Consider the following 14,758-nt stretch of genomic DNA (forward strand, 5'->3'; position numbering starts at 1 on the left):
GATAGAAATTTTCTATCGTTCGCGGTCACCAGCATTGTCTAGCCTAGCGACGGGCGCGGAAATCGTCCGCCAGCGCCATTGCCTCGTCCAACAGCGCCGAGACCAGCGGCGTGTGCGGCTCGCGCGGCGCCGCCACCAACCCGACGGTGTGGCTGGCATCGGGCTCGACGATCGGGATAGCCCGGATCGGCTCGGAAAAGCCGAACGTTTCCGCAAGGTTAAGCGGCATGATGGACGACCATTTGCCGGTGCGGATATGCGAAAACAGCACGATCATCGAGTTGGATTCCAATGTCGGCCGCACCTGCACGCCGGCTTCGGCCAGATGCTGGTCGATGATGCGGCGGTTCTGCATGTCCGGCGTCAGCAGGCAGAGCGGCAGCTGGCTGAGTTCCGCCCATGTCACTTTGTCGCGGTCGAAATAGGGGTTCCCGACGGCGGTGATCAGCTGGTAGCGCTCGTCGTAGAGCGGCACGCTGGTGACGCGCCCGAGCGGCTCGTTGTCGAGATAGGTGATGCCGGCGTCGATGTCGAAATTGCCGAGCAGCGAGAGCACCTCGATCGAGGTCCGCGACAGTACCGAGAAGGTAACGCCGGGGTGCTTTGCCCGAAACGGCGTCGTCAATCGCGCCACCATGGCGAGTGCTGTCGGGATCGCCGCGATACGGATGCGCCCTGACAGGCCGTGGCGTGCCGCCCGCATCTCTTCGCGCATGGTCCTGCTGTCGCCGACGATGCGGCGCGCCCACACCAGCACCTGCTTGCCTTCCGGCGTCAGCCCCTGGAAGCGCGAGCCGCGCAGCACCAGCATCACGCCGAGCTGGCCCTCCAGCTGCTTGATGCCGGCCGAAAGCGTCGGTTGGGTGACGCCGCACACCTCCGCCGCCCGGCCGAAATGTTCTTCCCTGGCAAGTGCGATGAAGAATTCCAGCTTGTCGATCATGCCGTCGGAAGCCTGTCACGGACGCTGTGTCCGATTGTAGCGCGCAACGTCGTGGAAATCGCCTTCGGCCGCAAGCCGCGTGTGTAAATCGTCCGCATCCACATCTTTCAGCCGGCTTACTGTTTCCCGCGATGGAATGCGGCGCTATGTGGATGAGACGGGGTCGTGGACTGGACACGACGGGAGACCGAACATGCTGGGCTGGTTCCGCAAGCTTTTGCCGCGCGAAGATCGCTTCTTCGACCTGTTCGAGCGGCATTCCCGCACCGTGGTCGGCGGCGCCGAGGCACTGCAGCAGCTTTTGCAGGGCAACGACATCGACCGCTGGTGTCAGACGATCATCGATCTCGAGGACGAAGCCGACCAGATCACCGCGGAAGTGCTGCTGGCCGTGCGCCGCTCCTTCATCACGCCCTTCGATCGCGGCGACATCAAGGACCTGATCCAGTCGATGGATGATGCCATCGACATGATGCACAAGACCGTCAAGACGGTAAGGCTGTTCGAAAAGAAGGAATTCGACCCGCTGATGCAGGAGATGGGGGGCGTCATCGTCGAGGCCGCCAAGTTGGTGGCCGAGGCGATCCCGCTGCTCGGCAAGGTCGGGGCGCATACGGTGCGCCTAAACGCCATCGCCGAGGAAGTCATGCGCGCCGAAGGCCGGGCCGACGACCTGCACGAGCAAGGCCTGAAGGACCTGTTCAAGCGGCACGGCCGCAGCGACCCGATGGCCTATCTGATCGGCAGCGAGATTTACGGCCAGCTGGAAAAGGTGGTCGATCGCTTCGAGGACGTCGCCAACGAAATCAGCGGCATCGTCATCGAGAACGTATAGTGGAAGCCGCAATAGCCTTTCCCGTGCTGGTCGGCCTTGTCGTCGTCGCGCTGTTCTTCGATTTCCTCAACGGCCTGCACGATGCCGCCAACTCCATCGCCACCATCGTCTCCACCCGGGTGCTGCGGCCACATTATGCGGTTTTCTGGGCGGCTTTCTTCAATTTCATCGCCTTCATGTTCTTCGGTCTTCACGTGGCGGAGACGCTGGGAACCGGCATCATCGACGCCAGCATCGTCACGCCGGCAGTGATCTTCGCAGCACTTGTCGGCGCCATCGTCTGGAATATCGTCACCTGGCTCGTCGGCATCCCGTCCAGCAGCTCGCACGCGCTGATCGGCGGTTTGGTCGGCGCCGGCGTTGCCAAGGCAGGCACCGGTGCCATCGTCTGGGCCGGGTTGGGCAAGACGACGGCGGCCATCGTGCTATCGCCGGCGGCAGGCTTTCTGCTGGCGCTCGTCTTGATCCTCGCGGTCTCCTGGCTGTTCGTGCGGCAGACGCCGTTCGCCGTCGACAGCACCTTCCGCGTCATGCAGTTCTTTTCCGCCTCGCTCTATTCGCTCGGCCATGGCGGCAACGACGCGCAGAAGACCATGGGCATCATCGCCGTGCTGCTCTATTCGCAAGGCATGCTCGGCGCGAATTTTTACGTGCCGCTGTGGGTCGTCATCACCTGTCAGTCGGCGCTGGCGCTGGGCACGTTGCTCGGCGGCTGGCGCATCGTCCACACCATGGGATCGAAGATCACCCGGCTGAACCCGATGCAGGGTTTCTGCGCCGAGACCGGCGGTGCGATCACCCTGTTCGCCGCCACCTGGCTCGGTATTCCGGTATCGACTACGCACACGATCACCGGCGCCATCATCGGCGTCGGCGCCGCCCGCCGCGTCTCCGCCGTTCGCTGGGGCATTGCCGGCAACATCGTGGTGGCATGGATCGTCACCCTGCCGGCAACCGCGGCGATCGCGGCTCTCACCTATCTCGCGGTCAGCCTGGCATGGTGACAGCACCGTAGCACTGCGCGGCAGGCGATGCGCCGTATCTACCTATCCACAAGGTTCAGGATGTTGCCGTCGGGATCCTTGAACCATGCCACCTTCATGCCCTGACCGACATGAACGTCACCCTCCAGCGTCAGGCCTGGCATGTCGTAATGCTCGAAGGTCACGCCCTTCGATTTCAATGCCTCAACGATCTTGCCGAGTTCGTCGCCGACCGTCCAGGTCACAGCCGTCGCCTTGTTGGTTCCAGCGAAGTTCGAACGGTACACGTTGATGCTGGTATCGCCGCTTTTATAGACGATCAGTTCGCCACCCTCATTGTGCACCTCTTTGAGGCCGAGCACCCCTTCGTAGAAAGCCCTGGCCTTGGCCAGGTCCTTCACAGCGAGATTGGCCGTTGCGTTGCTGTTTGCGAGCATGGTTCGTCTCCTTCCCTGGCGGTCATTCCCTGTCCATTGAAATAGGCTGCGTTGACGATTTGGCGACGGCTGCTCCCACTGGAAATGCCGTCATATGGTCGCCGCCTCCCTGATACGCCGCTGCAACTGTTGGTCCATTGCTTGGTTCTGTTCCGGAACTGCATTATCTGGAGCGGAAAAGTAGAGGAAAAACTCATGCCCGCCGCCAATGAAAACGTGACCAAGGAAATCGTTATCGAGCGCCTGAAAACGGTCAATGGGCCGGATTTCACCGGCAATATCGTCGACCTCGGCCTGGTTTCCGAGATTTTCATTGCCGATGCCAAGGTGTTCTTTTCGATCACCGTTCCCGCTGCCCGAGCCCAGGAGATGGAACCGCTGCGTGCGGCGGCCGAGCGTGTCGTCAAGGCGATCCCCGGTGTTGCCGGCGCCGTGGTCGCGCTGACGGCTGAAAAGAAGGGCGGTGGCATGGAGGCGCCGGTTCCGCAAAGAACGGCTCAGAGGCACGCTCCGCCGGCCGCACCTACGCGTCCCGCGCCGCAGGCGCCCGCCTCGCACAGCCAGGGCAAGCGCGGCGTACCCGGCATCGAAGCGATCATCGCCGTCGCTTCCGGCAAGGGCGGCGTCGGCAAGTCGACCACCGCCGTCAATATCGCCCTTGGGCTTGCCGCCAACGGGCTGCGGGTCGGTGTGCTCGATGCCGATATTTATGGCCCCTCCATGCCGCGTCTGCTCAACATTCATGGCAGGCCGCAGACCGTCGACGGCAAGATCCTGAAACCGATGCAGAATTATGGCCTCAAGGTCATGTCGATGGGCTTCCTCGTCGATGAGGAGACGCCGATGATCTGGCGCGGCCCGATGGTGATGTCGGCATTGACGCAGATGCTGCGCGAGGTCGAATGGGGACCGCTCGATGTGCTCGTCGTCGACATGCCGCCCGGCACCGGCGACGCCCAGCTGACCATGGCCCAACAGGTGCCGCTGGCCGGCGCCGTCATCGTCTCGACGCCACAAGACCTGGCCCTGATCGATGCGCGCAAAGGCCTCAACATGTTCAGAAAGGTCGACGTGCCGCTATTGGGTATCGTCGAAAACATGAGCTATTTTCTCGCTCCCGATACGGGAAAACGCTACGACATCTTCGGCCATGGCGGCGCGCGCCGCGAGGCCGAGCGTCTCGGCGTCACCTTCCTTGGTGAAGTGCCGCTCGTGATGGGCATCCGCGAAAGCTCCGATGCCGGCACGCCGGTGGTGGTCTCCAAGCCGGATGGCGCTGAGGCGAAAATCTATCGCGACATCGCCGCCAAGGTCTGGGACCGCGTCAATGAAGAGCGCGGCGCGGCCGAGGCTGCAGTGCCGAGCATCGTGTTCGAGTGATGCGGATATCCCTCCCCCAAGTGGGCCCCTTGAGGGGAGGGTGGCCCGAAGGGCCGGGCGGGTCCGCGGCGACACGCTCCAACTTTTCCGGGATAGCGGGCTGACAAACCCCGATCCGGTCTGGCGCGGAGGCAGATGTGTGTCTATCGCACCAAAGTGCGGATTCGGATGGTGCGTGCCCCTTGCCTGCTTCCGCGCGTTGTCATATCGATTTGTCATACAAATACGGAGACCACGATGGCAGGCGCCCCCACCAGCAAGAAAAAATTTCGCTCGCAGGAGTGGTTCGACAATCCCGACAATCCGGGCATGACGGCACTCTATCTGGAACGTTACCTGAATTACGGGCTGACGCGGGCCGAACTGATGTCCGGCAAGCCGCTGATCGGCATCGCCCAGACTGGCTCGGACCTGTCGCCCTGCAACCGCCATCACATCGAACTGGCCAAGCGCGTGCGCGAAGGCATCGTCTCGATGGGTGGCATTCCTTTCGAGTTCCCTTGCCACCCGATCCAGGAGACCGGCAAGCGGCCGACTGCTGCACTTGACCGCAACCTTGCCTATCTCAGCCTGGTGGAGGTACTCTACGGCTATCCGCTCGACGGCGTGGTGCTCACCATCGGCTGCGACAAGACGACGCCGGCCATGCTGATGGCCGCGGCCACCGTCAACATTCCGGCTATCGCGCTTTCGGTCGGCCCGATGCTCAACGGCTGGCACAAGGGCAAGCGCACCGGCTCCGGCACTATCGTCTGGGAATCGCGCCAGCGCCTGTCGGCCGGCGAGATTGGCTATGACGAGTTCATGGATATCGTTGCCTCCTCGGCGCCGTCGACCGGCTATTGCAATACGATGGGCACCGCCACCACGATGAATTCGCTGGCCGAGGCGCTCGGCATGCAATTGCCGGGCTCGGCCGCTATCCCCGCCCCCTATCGCGAACGCGGCCAGATCGCCTACGAGACCGGAAAGCGCATCGTCGACATGGTGCATGAGGATCTGAAGCCCTCCGACATCATGACCCGCAAGGCCTTCGAGAACGCCATCGTCGTCAACTCGGCGATCGGCGGCTCGACCAATGCGCCGATCCACCTTAACGCCATCGCCCGCCATCTCGGCGTGCCGCTCGACAATGACGATTGGCAGAAGGTCGGCCTCAACATACCGCTCATCGTCAATCTGCAGCCGACGGGCGAATATCTCGGCGAGGACTATCACCATGCCGGCGGCGTGCCGGCCGTGGTCGCCGAACTGATGAAGGGCGGCCTGCTGCCCTATCCGGAAGCCGTGACAGTTAATGGCAAGACCATCGGCGACAATTGCAGCGGCGCCGTCAACGAGAACCTCGACGTCATCCGCACGGTTGCCGAGCCGCTGAAAGCGAATGCCGGCTTCATCAATCTCAAGGGCAATCTGTTCGATTCGGCGATCATGAAGACCAGCGGCATCTCGCCCGAATTCCGCGAGCGCTATCTGTCGAACCCGAAGGACCCCGAAGCCTTCGAGGGCAACGCCATGGTCTTCGACGGCCCCGAGGACTATCACGCCCGCATCGACGACCCGGCACAGGGCATCGACGAGCACACCATCCTGTTCATGCGCGGCGCCGGCCCGATCGGCTATCCCGGCGGCGCCGAAGTCGTCAACATGCAGCCGCCTGCCTATCTGATCAAAAAGGGCATCCACGCGCTGGCCTGTATCGGCGACGGTCGCCAGTCGGGCACGTCGGGCTCGCCATCGATCCTCAACGCCTCGCCGGAAGCCGCCATCGGCGGCGGCCTGGCGCTGCTGAAGACCGGCGACCGCGTCCGCATCGACCTGCGCAAGGGCACCGCCGACATCCTCGTCAGCGACGACGAAATCGCGCGGCGCCGCGCCGAGCTGCAAAACAATGGCGGCTATCACTATCCGAAGCACCAGACGCCGTGGCAGGAAATCCAGCGCGGCATGGTCGATCAGTTTTCCGAAGGCATGGTGCTGAAGCCGGCGGTGAAATACCAGGATGTGGCTCATACGAGCGGCGTACCGAGGGACAATCACTGACCAGGATCAGTCGCATGAGGCGGCCGGGAAAACTGCTGCGTACAGCTCTTTTACCGGCTGCTTCGTTGCTGCCGTTCGTTGCTTCAGCCACCGAATTTCCGGTAACGGCCAATGGCTGGACGGTTGCGGTCGCTGGGCGCTGGTGCAACGCGTCCAACCGCGATCCGGTTGAATTCGCCGCCACGCCCTATAACGGCCTGAATTTCGGGCGCACGCGCGACTGGACGGGAATTGTCATGCGCGTGTTCCTGTGGCCGGGTGCCGTCAAGGACGACATGCCCGTCACCGCGACGCTGCTACTTGGCAATGCCGACACGCCGCTGGAAATGACCGCGATGACCACGGTCGACTACATAGTCGACTTCGACCAAGCGCTGACGACGGACGAGCAGAAGGCCGTCGCCGGCGCCGGATCGATGACCGTGCGGGTGACGGGCGTCGAACAGCCGCTGGTCTTTCGCACCGAAGGTCTTGCCGAAGCGCTGGTGCTGCTCAACGAGTGCGCCAAGTCGATCGAGCAGGAGTGAGGATCGCCTGCAGCAGGAATTTCGTCTCGGCTGTTCCGCTTTTTACCGGGCGTCCGGCAAGCTGGACGTGTCAAGATCAAGCAGAATGCTTGACAAGCGGGCGTGACAAATCCACGATCAACCTCAGGGGTGCATCGCGACGACCCCGTGAGGCGTCAGCCCAACGTTCGCGTCCAAGCTTCTCTTTCAAGGAGGTGGACGCCATGCCGTCAACAACCGCTATCACTGTATCGCAACTGTCCCGTCTGATTGGGCTGCCGGGTGCACCCGCAATCATCGACGTCCGCATCGACGATGACTACAACGCCGATCCGCGCCTGCTGCCGGGGTCGGATCGTCGTGATTTCAGGACTGTCTCGAACTGGGCTGCCGACTTCGCCGGCAGGCAAGTGACGGTCGTTTGCCAGCAGGGAAAAAAGCTCTCGCAAGGCGTGGCCGCATGGCTGCGGCAGGAGGGCATTGCCGCCGAATCGCTCGACGGCGGGTTTGAAGCATGGCGCGATGCCAAGGGCCTTCTCGTTTACGCGGACAAGATACCGCCCGCCGATGCCAAGGGCCGCACCGTTTGGGTAACGCGTACGCGCCCGAAGGTCGACCGCATCGCCTGCCCCTGGCTGATCCGGCGCTTCATCGATCTTCACGCGGTCTTTCTCTTCGTCGAGCCGGCCGAAGTGGCGGCCGTCGCCGATCGCTTTCAGGCCGTGCCTTTCGACATCGAGAACGTGTTCTGGAGCCACCGCGGCGAACGCTGCACCTTCGACACCATGATCGAGGAGTTCGGGCTTAAATCCGAAGCGCTCGATCGCCTGGCCACGATCATACGCGCTGCCGATACTGCGAGCCTCGATGTTGTTCCACAGGCGGCCGGGTTCCTGGCCGCCTCGCTTGGCCTGTCACGGATGTTTCGCGACGATCTGGAGCAGCTCGAGGCCGGCATGCTGCTTTACGATGCGTTCTTCCGCTGGTGCCGCGATGCCACCGAGGAGACGCATAACTGGCCGGCCGCCGGCGCAGTCAGTCTCGGCGCGGGCAAACCAGCGTGAGCGCCGTCCTTTCGAAAAAGCCGGCGGAGATCCAGGAGCCCGCTGTGCCGAGCTTCCGGGAGGCCGTGAAGGTCTGGGCGAAAATCGGCGTGCTCAGCTTTGGCGGCCCGGCCGGGCAGATCGCGCTCATGCACAAGGAACTGGTCGAGGAACGTCGCTGGATCGGCGAACAGCGCTTCCTGCATGCGTTGAACTACTGCATGCTGCTGCCTGGCCCCGAGGCCCAGCAGCTCGCCATCTATATCGGCTGGTTGCTGCACAAAACGGCCGGCGGCCTTGTCGCCGGCCTTCTCTTCGTCGTGCCGGGCGCGCTTGTCATGCTCGTCCTCAGCAGCCTTTATGCGCTCTATGGCGATGTACCACTCGTCGCGGCGCTGTTTTTCGGGGTCACGGCGACCGTGCTCGCCATTGTCATCGAGGCGGTGATCCGGATCGGCAGACGCGCGCTGAAAAACCCGGTCATGGTGTCGATCGCACTCGCCGCCTTCATCGCCATCTACGCGTTGAACGTGCCGTTTCCGCTGATCGTGCTGCTTGCCGGCCTGGCAGGCTGGATCGGCAACCGTAGTGCGCCGGCATTTTTTTCCGGCGCCTCGCATGGCAAGGGCGATGTTCCCGACATAAAGGGCGTGGTCGATCTGATGTTCGAGCGCGGCGAACTGACCCATGTCAGGCCGACGCGATGGCATGCGCCGCGCACTTTGGCGATCTGGCTGCCGATTTGGCTGGGGCCTGTTCTGCTGGTCTGGGCTGTCACCGGCCCTGCCAGCGTTTGGACGCAAATCGGTGGCTTCTTCAGTGCCATGGCGGTCGTCACCTTCGGCGGTGCCTACGCCGTGCTTGCCTATGTCGCGCAGGCAGCGGTCGAGTCCTTCGGCTGGCTGGCACCCGGTGAAATGGTGGACGGCCTTGGGCTTGCCGAAACCACGCCGGGTCCGCTCATCCTGGTCTTGCAGTTCGTCGGCTTCGTTGCCGCGTTCCGCCAGCCGGGCTTGCTGGCGCCGCTGCTTGCCGGACTGTTTGGCGGGCTGTTCACGCTGTGGGCGACGTTTACCCCATGTTTCCTATGGATATTCCTTGGCGCGCCTTACATCGAAGCGCTGCGCGGCAACAAGGCGCTGTCGGCGGCGCTCGGTGCGATCACCGCCGCCGTCGTCGGGGTCATCATGAACCTCGCTCTATGGTTCGGCTTGCACGTCATCTTCGGCGAAGTGCGCAATGTCGGGCTTGGAATGGACGTGCCGGTGCTTTCATCGATAGACTGGCGCGCGGCGCTGCTTTCCTGTGCCTCGATGATCGCCATCCTGAAGCTGAAGATCGGTATGCTGCCGACGCTTGCTGGATCGGCGCTGGCCGGTGTCTTGTTGCTGGCGGCGAGCGGGTAACGCTCAGCCGCCCATTCTGCCGCGCGGCAACTTGATCATATCGCCGAAGCGGGCGCGCAATTTGTCGTCGACCGGCTTTGGCACGTGGCGCGGGAAGCGTTCGGCAAGCACGCGTTTCTTCTCGATGATCGCCCGCTGCAGGATATCGGGCCTGCCTTTCTCATTCCATTCCTTTGGCGAAAAGCGGTCGCCGACGGCCGGATAGAAATATTCGGTCTGCATCAGCCGCAGCGTCTGCTCGTTGCCGAGATAATGGCCCGGGCCCTTCAGGCAGACATCGGCAATGGTGTCGATCGACAGCGACTCGTCCGTCACTTCGATGCCGCGCACGCAGCGCAGGCAGTGGCCGAGCATGTCGTTGTCGATGATCAGGCTCTCAAGGCAAAAGCCGAGCAGCGAGGCGTGCATGCCGGCCGATTCATAGACGAGGTTGAGGCCGGCAAGACCGGCCATCACGTCGGTTATTCCCTTTTCGTAGCCGGACTGGATGTCAGGCAGTTTCGAATCTGTCATGCCGGCGGCAGAGCCGCCCGGCAGGTCGTAAAATTGCGCCATCTGCGCGCAGGCCGCTGTCAGCACCGCCTGCTCGGCCGAACCGCCCGACATGGCGCCGGTCCGGAGATCCGAGACGAACGGCCAGGTACCGAAAATCGCCGGATGGCCTGGCTTGATGGCGTTGACGTAGATGAGGCCGACGAGCACTTCGGCGACCGCCTGCACCACGGCGCCGGCAACCGCCGCCGGTGCCGTCGCACCCGCCTGTCCTGCCGACAGTAGCAGGATCGGAATGCCGCCCTCGACGCAGGCTTCGAGTACGCCGCAGGCGTCCTCTGCAAACTTCATCGGCGGTACGACGAAGCAGTTGGAATTGGAGACGAAAGGCCGGGCGCGAAAATTCTCTTCGCCGCCCGCGATCGCATAGAGCATGTCGAGCGCCGGCTTGACGTTCTCACGCACGGTAAACGAGGTGCCAACATGCTTCGACGTGCCCATGACGCAGGCGTAGAGCGTGTTGAAATCCATATCGAGCGGGTCGGGAATGTCGCGCGGCACCATCGGCCGCTGGAAGAAATGGATGTTGTCGAGCCCTTCGACCAGGCGCGCGGCATCGTAAATGTCCTGCAACAGCGACTCGCGATACTCACGCTTTTCGACATCGACGAGATGCACCGCAGCACCGGCCGTGCCGTAATGCACGCGCTTGCCCTGGATCACCATGTCATGCTTCGGATCCTGGCCGTGCAGGGTGAAATGCCGTGCCGCTTTCTTGATCGTGTCGAGCACGAGACCGCGGGGAAAGCGCAGGCGGCCGTCCTCACTGAGGGTCGCGCCGGCCTTGGTCAGTGCCTCGATGCAGGAGGGGATGGCGTTGGCGAAACCGACTGTCTCCAGAAGGGTAAGCACGGCCTCGTGGATACGTTCGCAATCATTGCCGCTGAGCGGGCTGTAGCTTCCGCCTTCGAGGCCAGCGCGCACCGGCTTGACGTCGTCGGCAAGCGGTGCCGCCCGCATGGCGCGGCGCGCCTCGCGCCCGCCGGACCGCCGCGAACGCTGGTCTGCGGACACGTCCTGCTTCTCATGGGCAATTGGCATGAAGGCACTCCAACTTTAGCTGCGGAGCGGGCGCGGCGGTTGGTCCACCATCGGCCTGCTTCGTCCCCTTTATACAGCGACTATGCCGCCGGCATTGGCACAGCCTATGTGCCAGCCGGTCCCGTCGCATATGCCAAGGAGCTAAAGAACCGGAGCCGCACTACATGCGCCAGGCTCCGGTCGGGGAAGAGAGATCAGGCCGCTGCCGGTCTGCGTCCAGCTGCCGTCGCCAGTTCGCGGATGCCGGGTTCGATGTGCTGCAACGCGATCGAGGAAATGCCCAAGCGCATGAAACGCGATGGTTTTTCGGTGCGGTCGAAGAAGCGGTCGCCGGGCTCGATGATGACGCTGCGCGAGGCCGCGGCCTCCGCCAGCCCGCGCGAATCGGTGCCGCGCGGCCCCTCGAGCCAGAGTGATGTGCCGCCGGCCGAATCGGTCGAACGCCATTCCGGCAGGAAGGCGGAAATCGCATGGACCAGACGCTTGCGCCTCTCGTCGAAGGCGCTCGACAGCCGCCGCACCAGCGCCTCGTGATGGCCGAGCGACAGGAACAAAGCGACGGCGCGCTGGTTGTTCGCCGGCGGATGGCGCAGCATGAAGCGGCGCAGCGCCCGAAGCTCGGAGATCAGCCCGGCCGAGGCGACGATGTAGCCGAGCCTGAGGCCGGGAGCCAGCGTCTTCGACATCGAGCCGACATAGACGACGCGGCCGGACCGATCGAGGCTCTTCAGCGCCTGTTGCGGCGCCTCGTCCAAGAGCTGGCTGTCATAGCCGTCCTCGATGATGATCTGGTTGTGCCGGTTGGCGCGCGCCAAAAGATCCTGCCGTCGCTCTGCCGACAGCGGCACCATGGTGGGGCAATGGTGGCTGGGCGTGACGAAGACGAAGCCGGAATCATTGGGAATAGCCGAGGTTACGATGCCGGAGTGGTCGACCGGAACCGGCTGGATGTCGGCGCCGGCCAGCCGGAAGATCGAACGTGCATCGGGATAGCCCGGGTCCTCCATCGCCACCTTCGAGCCCTTGGTCATCAACAGCGTCGCCAGCATGTAAAGCGCGTTCTGGGCGCCCAGCGTCACGATGATCTCGTCGGGATTGGCGAAGATGCCGCGTCGCGGCAGCAGCCGTGCCTGGATCTGCTCGATCAGGAGCGGATCGTCGCGGTCGACCATGTCGGACGCCCAGTTGCGGATTTCGAGCACCGCCAGCGCCATGCGGTTGCACTCGCGCCATTCGGCGGTCGGGAACAGCGCCGGGTCGAACTGGCCATAGACGAAGGGGTAGGACGACTTGATCCAGTTGTCGTGCTTGGCCGGCGGTGGCATGTCGCTCGCCGCGATCTGCCGGCGCGCCTTCCAGTCGATCTCGTTGGCCTGGTCGGGCGCCTTCTGGTGCGGCTTGGCCGGCGTCGCCAACACTTCGGGATTGACGAAATGGCCGCGGCGCTCGCGCGCCACCAGGAAGCCCTGGTCGACCAGCTGCTGGAAGGCCAGCACCACGGTGCCGCGCGCTACGCCGAGCTTTTCGGCAAGAATCCGGCAGGACGGAAGCGGCATCGAAGCTGCGATCTGCCGGTCGAGGATGGCGGCGACGATCGCCTGGCGGATCTGCGCCTGCAGGGTCTGACCGGATTCCGCCGAAATCCGGAACAGGCCGGACCATATGGCCGTGTCGTTTCGCTGTGGCATGGGAGATGTTCCTCGATGGCCAGCTTTTTTCACTTGGCTGGACCAGCCGAATGTACCGGTGGCACAAGGTGTTGCGCCAATCAATTTTTCTGATCGCTGGGATTTATGCCAGTGATCCTTTGCGCCGGCCCACGCCGCGCTGCGGCATCGCTGCGCATTGAAACAGATGGAATTCGACCCGATAGTTTGCCGCGACGACACGCGCCGGAAACATCCGGCCTGATAAGATGCATCTCAAGAGACCGGAGCGAAGCAGTGGATCAATCGTCCTTTCAAAAGCAGCTCGACGCATTGCGCGATCATCGTGCGGCCAAATCGGGCTCGATGCGCGACGCTTTCGCTGCCGATCCGCAGCGCTTCGAGAAATTCTCCGCCAGCGACGGAGACCTGCTGCTCGACTGGTCGAAATGCGCGGTCGATGCGCGGACGATGGAGTTGCTGGAGAAGCTGGCTGCGGCCGCCGACCTCGAAGGCCGGCGCGACGCGATGTTTGCTGGCAAGAAGATCAACATCACCGAAGGCCGTGCCGTGCTGCACACGGCGCTGCGCAACCTGACCGGCAAGGGCATCGTGCTCGACGGGCAAGACGTGAAGGCGGAAGTCCTTGCCGTTCTCGACGCGATGGGTGCCTTCGCCGACGCGGTGCGTTCCGGCAAGGCGGCCGGCGCGACCGGCAAGAAGATCACCGACATCGTCAACATCGGCATCGGCGGCTCCGATCTCGGCCCGGCCATGGCGACGCTGGCGCTGGCGCCCTATCACGACGGGCCGCGCGCGCATTACGTATCCAATATCGACGGTGCCCATATCCACGACACGCTGAAGGGTCTTTCCGCCGAAACCACCCTGTTCATCATCGCCTCCAAGACCTTCACCACGGTCGAGACGATGACCAATGCCGAGACCGCGCGCGGATGGGTCGAGAAGGCGCTCGGCAAGGAAGCGGTCGGCAAGCATTTCGCCGCCGTGTCGACGGCGCTCGACCTGGTAGCCAATTTCGGCATCGCACCCGATCGCGTCTTCGGCTTCTGGGACTGGGTCGGCGGCCGCTATTCCGTCTGGGGTGCGATCGGTCTGCCGGTGATGATCGCCATCGGGCCAAGGGATTTTCGCGCCTTTCTCGACGGCGCGCATGAGATGGACGAGCATTTCCGCACCGCGCCGCTGGCGAAGAACCTGCCGGCGCTGATGGGGCTGATTGGCTGGTGGCACCGGGTGGTCTGCAAATACCCCGCTCGCGCCGTCATCCCCTACGATCAGCGCCTGTCCAGGCTGCCGGCCTACCTGCAGCAGCTCGACATGGAATCGAACGGCAAGAGCGTCACCCTGGACGGCGGCGCTGTAACGACGCCGACCGGCCCGCTGGTCTGGGGCGAGCCCGGCACCAATGGCCAGCATGCCTTCTTCCAGCTTCTGCATCAGGGCACCGATTTCATTCCGGTCGAATTCCTTGCCGCTGCCGTCGGCCACGAGCCGGACCTGAAGCATCATCACGACCTTCTGCTTGCCAATTGCCTGGCGCAGTCGGAAGCCTTCATGAAGGGCCGCACGCTTGAGGAAGCCCGCGCGCAGATGTTGGCCAAAGGCATGAAGCCGGCTGATGTCGACAGGATTGCTCCGCACCGCGTCTTCTCCGGCGACCGCCCCTCGGTGACGATCCTCTACAGGAAACTCGACCCCCACACATTCGGACGGCTGATTGCGCTCTACGAACACCGCGTCTTCGTCGAAGGCACGCTGTTCAACATCAACTCCTTCGACCAGTGGGGCGTCGAGCTTGGCAAGGAACTGGCGACCGGGCTGCTGCCCGTCGTTGAAGGCAAGGAGAACGCCGCAAAGCGGGATGCCTCGACTGCCGGACTGGTGGAATACATTCACCGCTTGCGCGGCCTGGAGTGAAA

12 protein-coding genes are annotated in these 14,758 nt (G+C 63.5%); 8 read left to right on the plus strand and 4 right to left on the minus strand.

What is annotated here, in order from left to right; genetic code table 11:
* Nucleotides 1–43: 43 nt before the first annotated feature.
* Nucleotides 44–943, minus strand: a complete 900-nt coding sequence (locus tag NKH21_RS19110) for a LysR family transcriptional regulator (protein WP_023717897.1) — start codon at nucleotides 941–943, stop codon at nucleotides 44–46.
* A gap of 193 nt (nucleotides 944–1,136) precedes the next feature.
* Between NKH21_RS19110 and NKH21_RS19115 the strand changes: the two genes are divergently transcribed.
* Together NKH21_RS19115 and NKH21_RS19120 are read left to right on the plus strand one after the other, a co-directional pair.
* The gene (locus tag NKH21_RS19115) at nucleotides 1,137–1,778 is read left to right on the plus strand and encodes a DUF47 domain-containing protein (protein ID WP_254816177.1); all 642 of its coding nucleotides are present in this window, start codon (nucleotides 1,137–1,139) and stop codon (nucleotides 1,776–1,778) included.
* Complete coding sequence (locus tag NKH21_RS19120; RefSeq protein WP_352665373.1) at nucleotides 1,778–2,782, plus strand: inorganic phosphate transporter; 1,005 nt, start codon at nucleotides 1,778–1,780, stop codon at nucleotides 2,780–2,782. Before NKH21_RS19115 ends, NKH21_RS19120 begins: the two co-directional genes overlap by 1 nt.
* Nucleotides 2,783–2,820: 38 nt before the next feature.
* Here the strand turns inward: NKH21_RS19120 and NKH21_RS19125 are convergent, their stop codons facing one another.
* Nucleotides 2,821–3,198 (minus strand): VOC family protein, encoded by a 378-nt coding sequence (locus NKH21_RS19125; protein ID WP_352448526.1) that lies wholly within the window; start codon nucleotides 3,196–3,198, stop codon nucleotides 2,821–2,823.
* A 195-nt stretch (nucleotides 3,199–3,393) separates the two neighbouring features.
* On the opposite strand from NKH21_RS19125, the gene NKH21_RS19130 reads away from it, so the two are divergent.
* The 5 genes from NKH21_RS19130 to chrA all read left to right on the plus strand — a co-directional run bounded on the left by NKH21_RS19130 (nucleotide 3,394) and on the right by chrA (nucleotide 9,576).
* Nucleotides 3,394–4,578, plus strand: coding sequence for an Mrp/NBP35 family ATP-binding protein (locus NKH21_RS19130; RefSeq protein WP_352866869.1), 1,185 nt, complete (start codon nucleotides 3,394–3,396; stop codon nucleotides 4,576–4,578).
* Between the two features lie 237 nt (nucleotides 4,579–4,815).
* Nucleotides 4,816–6,621 (plus strand): IlvD/Edd family dehydratase, encoded by a 1,806-nt coding sequence (locus NKH21_RS19135; RefSeq protein ID WP_352866871.1) that lies wholly within the window; start codon nucleotides 4,816–4,818, stop codon nucleotides 6,619–6,621.
* A 14-nt stretch (nucleotides 6,622–6,635) separates the two neighbouring features.
* Entirely contained in the window at nucleotides 6,636–7,148 is a 513-nt protein-coding gene (locus NKH21_RS19140) for a hypothetical protein (protein WP_352866873.1), read from the plus strand.
* A 203-nt stretch (nucleotides 7,149–7,351) separates the two neighbouring features.
* A complete protein-coding gene (locus tag NKH21_RS19145) occupies nucleotides 7,352–8,191 on the plus strand; it encodes a chromate resistance protein ChrB domain-containing protein (protein WP_352866876.1) in 840 nt (279 codons plus the stop codon).
* Entirely contained in the window at nucleotides 8,188–9,576 is a 1,389-nt protein-coding gene (gene chrA, locus NKH21_RS19150; protein WP_352866878.1) for a chromate efflux transporter, read from the plus strand. The genes NKH21_RS19145 and chrA overlap by 4 nt, the downstream gene beginning before the upstream one ends.
* A gap of 3 nt (nucleotides 9,577–9,579) precedes the next feature.
* Here the strand turns inward: chrA and NKH21_RS19155 are convergent, their stop codons facing one another.
* Nucleotides 9,580–11,169 (minus strand): trimethylamine methyltransferase family protein, encoded by a 1,590-nt coding sequence (locus tag NKH21_RS19155; protein ID WP_352866881.1) that lies wholly within the window; start codon nucleotides 11,167–11,169, stop codon nucleotides 9,580–9,582.
* Between the two features lie 194 nt (nucleotides 11,170–11,363).
* A complete protein-coding gene (gene pdxR / locus NKH21_RS19160) occupies nucleotides 11,364–12,857 on the minus strand; it encodes a MocR-like pyridoxine biosynthesis transcription factor PdxR (RefSeq protein WP_352488079.1) in 1,494 nt (497 codons plus the stop codon).
* 255 nt (nucleotides 12,858–13,112) lie between these two features.
* On the opposite strand from pdxR, the gene pgi reads away from it, so the two are divergent.
* Nucleotides 13,113–14,756, plus strand: a complete 1,644-nt coding sequence (gene pgi, locus NKH21_RS19165; RefSeq protein ID WP_352866884.1) for a glucose-6-phosphate isomerase — start codon at nucleotides 13,113–13,115, stop codon at nucleotides 14,754–14,756.
* Nucleotides 14,757–14,758 lie beyond the last annotated feature (2 nt).

This window comes from Mesorhizobium sp. M1329 (genome assembly GCF_040318035.1).
Classification (GTDB): domain Bacteria; phylum Pseudomonadota; class Alphaproteobacteria; order Rhizobiales; family Rhizobiaceae; genus Mesorhizobium.

Coding starts and splice junctions, on each gene's coding strand:
- NKH21_RS19110 (WP_023717897.1), bottom strand. CDS start 943: ATGATCGACAAGCTGGAATTCTTCATCGCACTTGCCAGGGAAGAACAT.
- NKH21_RS19140 (WP_352866873.1), top strand. CDS start 6,636: ATGAGGCGGCCGGGAAAACTGCTGCGTACAGCTCTTTTACCGGCTGCT.
- NKH21_RS19135 (WP_352866871.1), top strand. CDS start 4,816: ATGGCAGGCGCCCCCACCAGCAAGAAAAAATTTCGCTCGCAGGAGTGG.
- NKH21_RS19115 (WP_254816177.1), top strand. CDS start 1,137: ATGCTGGGCTGGTTCCGCAAGCTTTTGCCGCGCGAAGATCGCTTCTTC.
- NKH21_RS19145 (WP_352866876.1), top strand. CDS start 7,352: ATGCCGTCAACAACCGCTATCACTGTATCGCAACTGTCCCGTCTGATT.
- NKH21_RS19125 (WP_352448526.1), bottom strand. CDS start 3,198: ATGCTCGCAAACAGCAACGCAACGGCCAATCTCGCTGTGAAGGACCTG.
- NKH21_RS19130 (WP_352866869.1), top strand. CDS start 3,394: ATGCCCGCCGCCAATGAAAACGTGACCAAGGAAATCGTTATCGAGCGC.
- pdxR (WP_352488079.1), bottom strand. CDS start 12,857: ATGCCACAGCGAAACGACACGGCCATATGGTCCGGCCTGTTCCGGATT.
- NKH21_RS19155 (WP_352866881.1), bottom strand. CDS start 11,169: ATGCCAATTGCCCATGAGAAGCAGGACGTGTCCGCAGACCAGCGTTCG.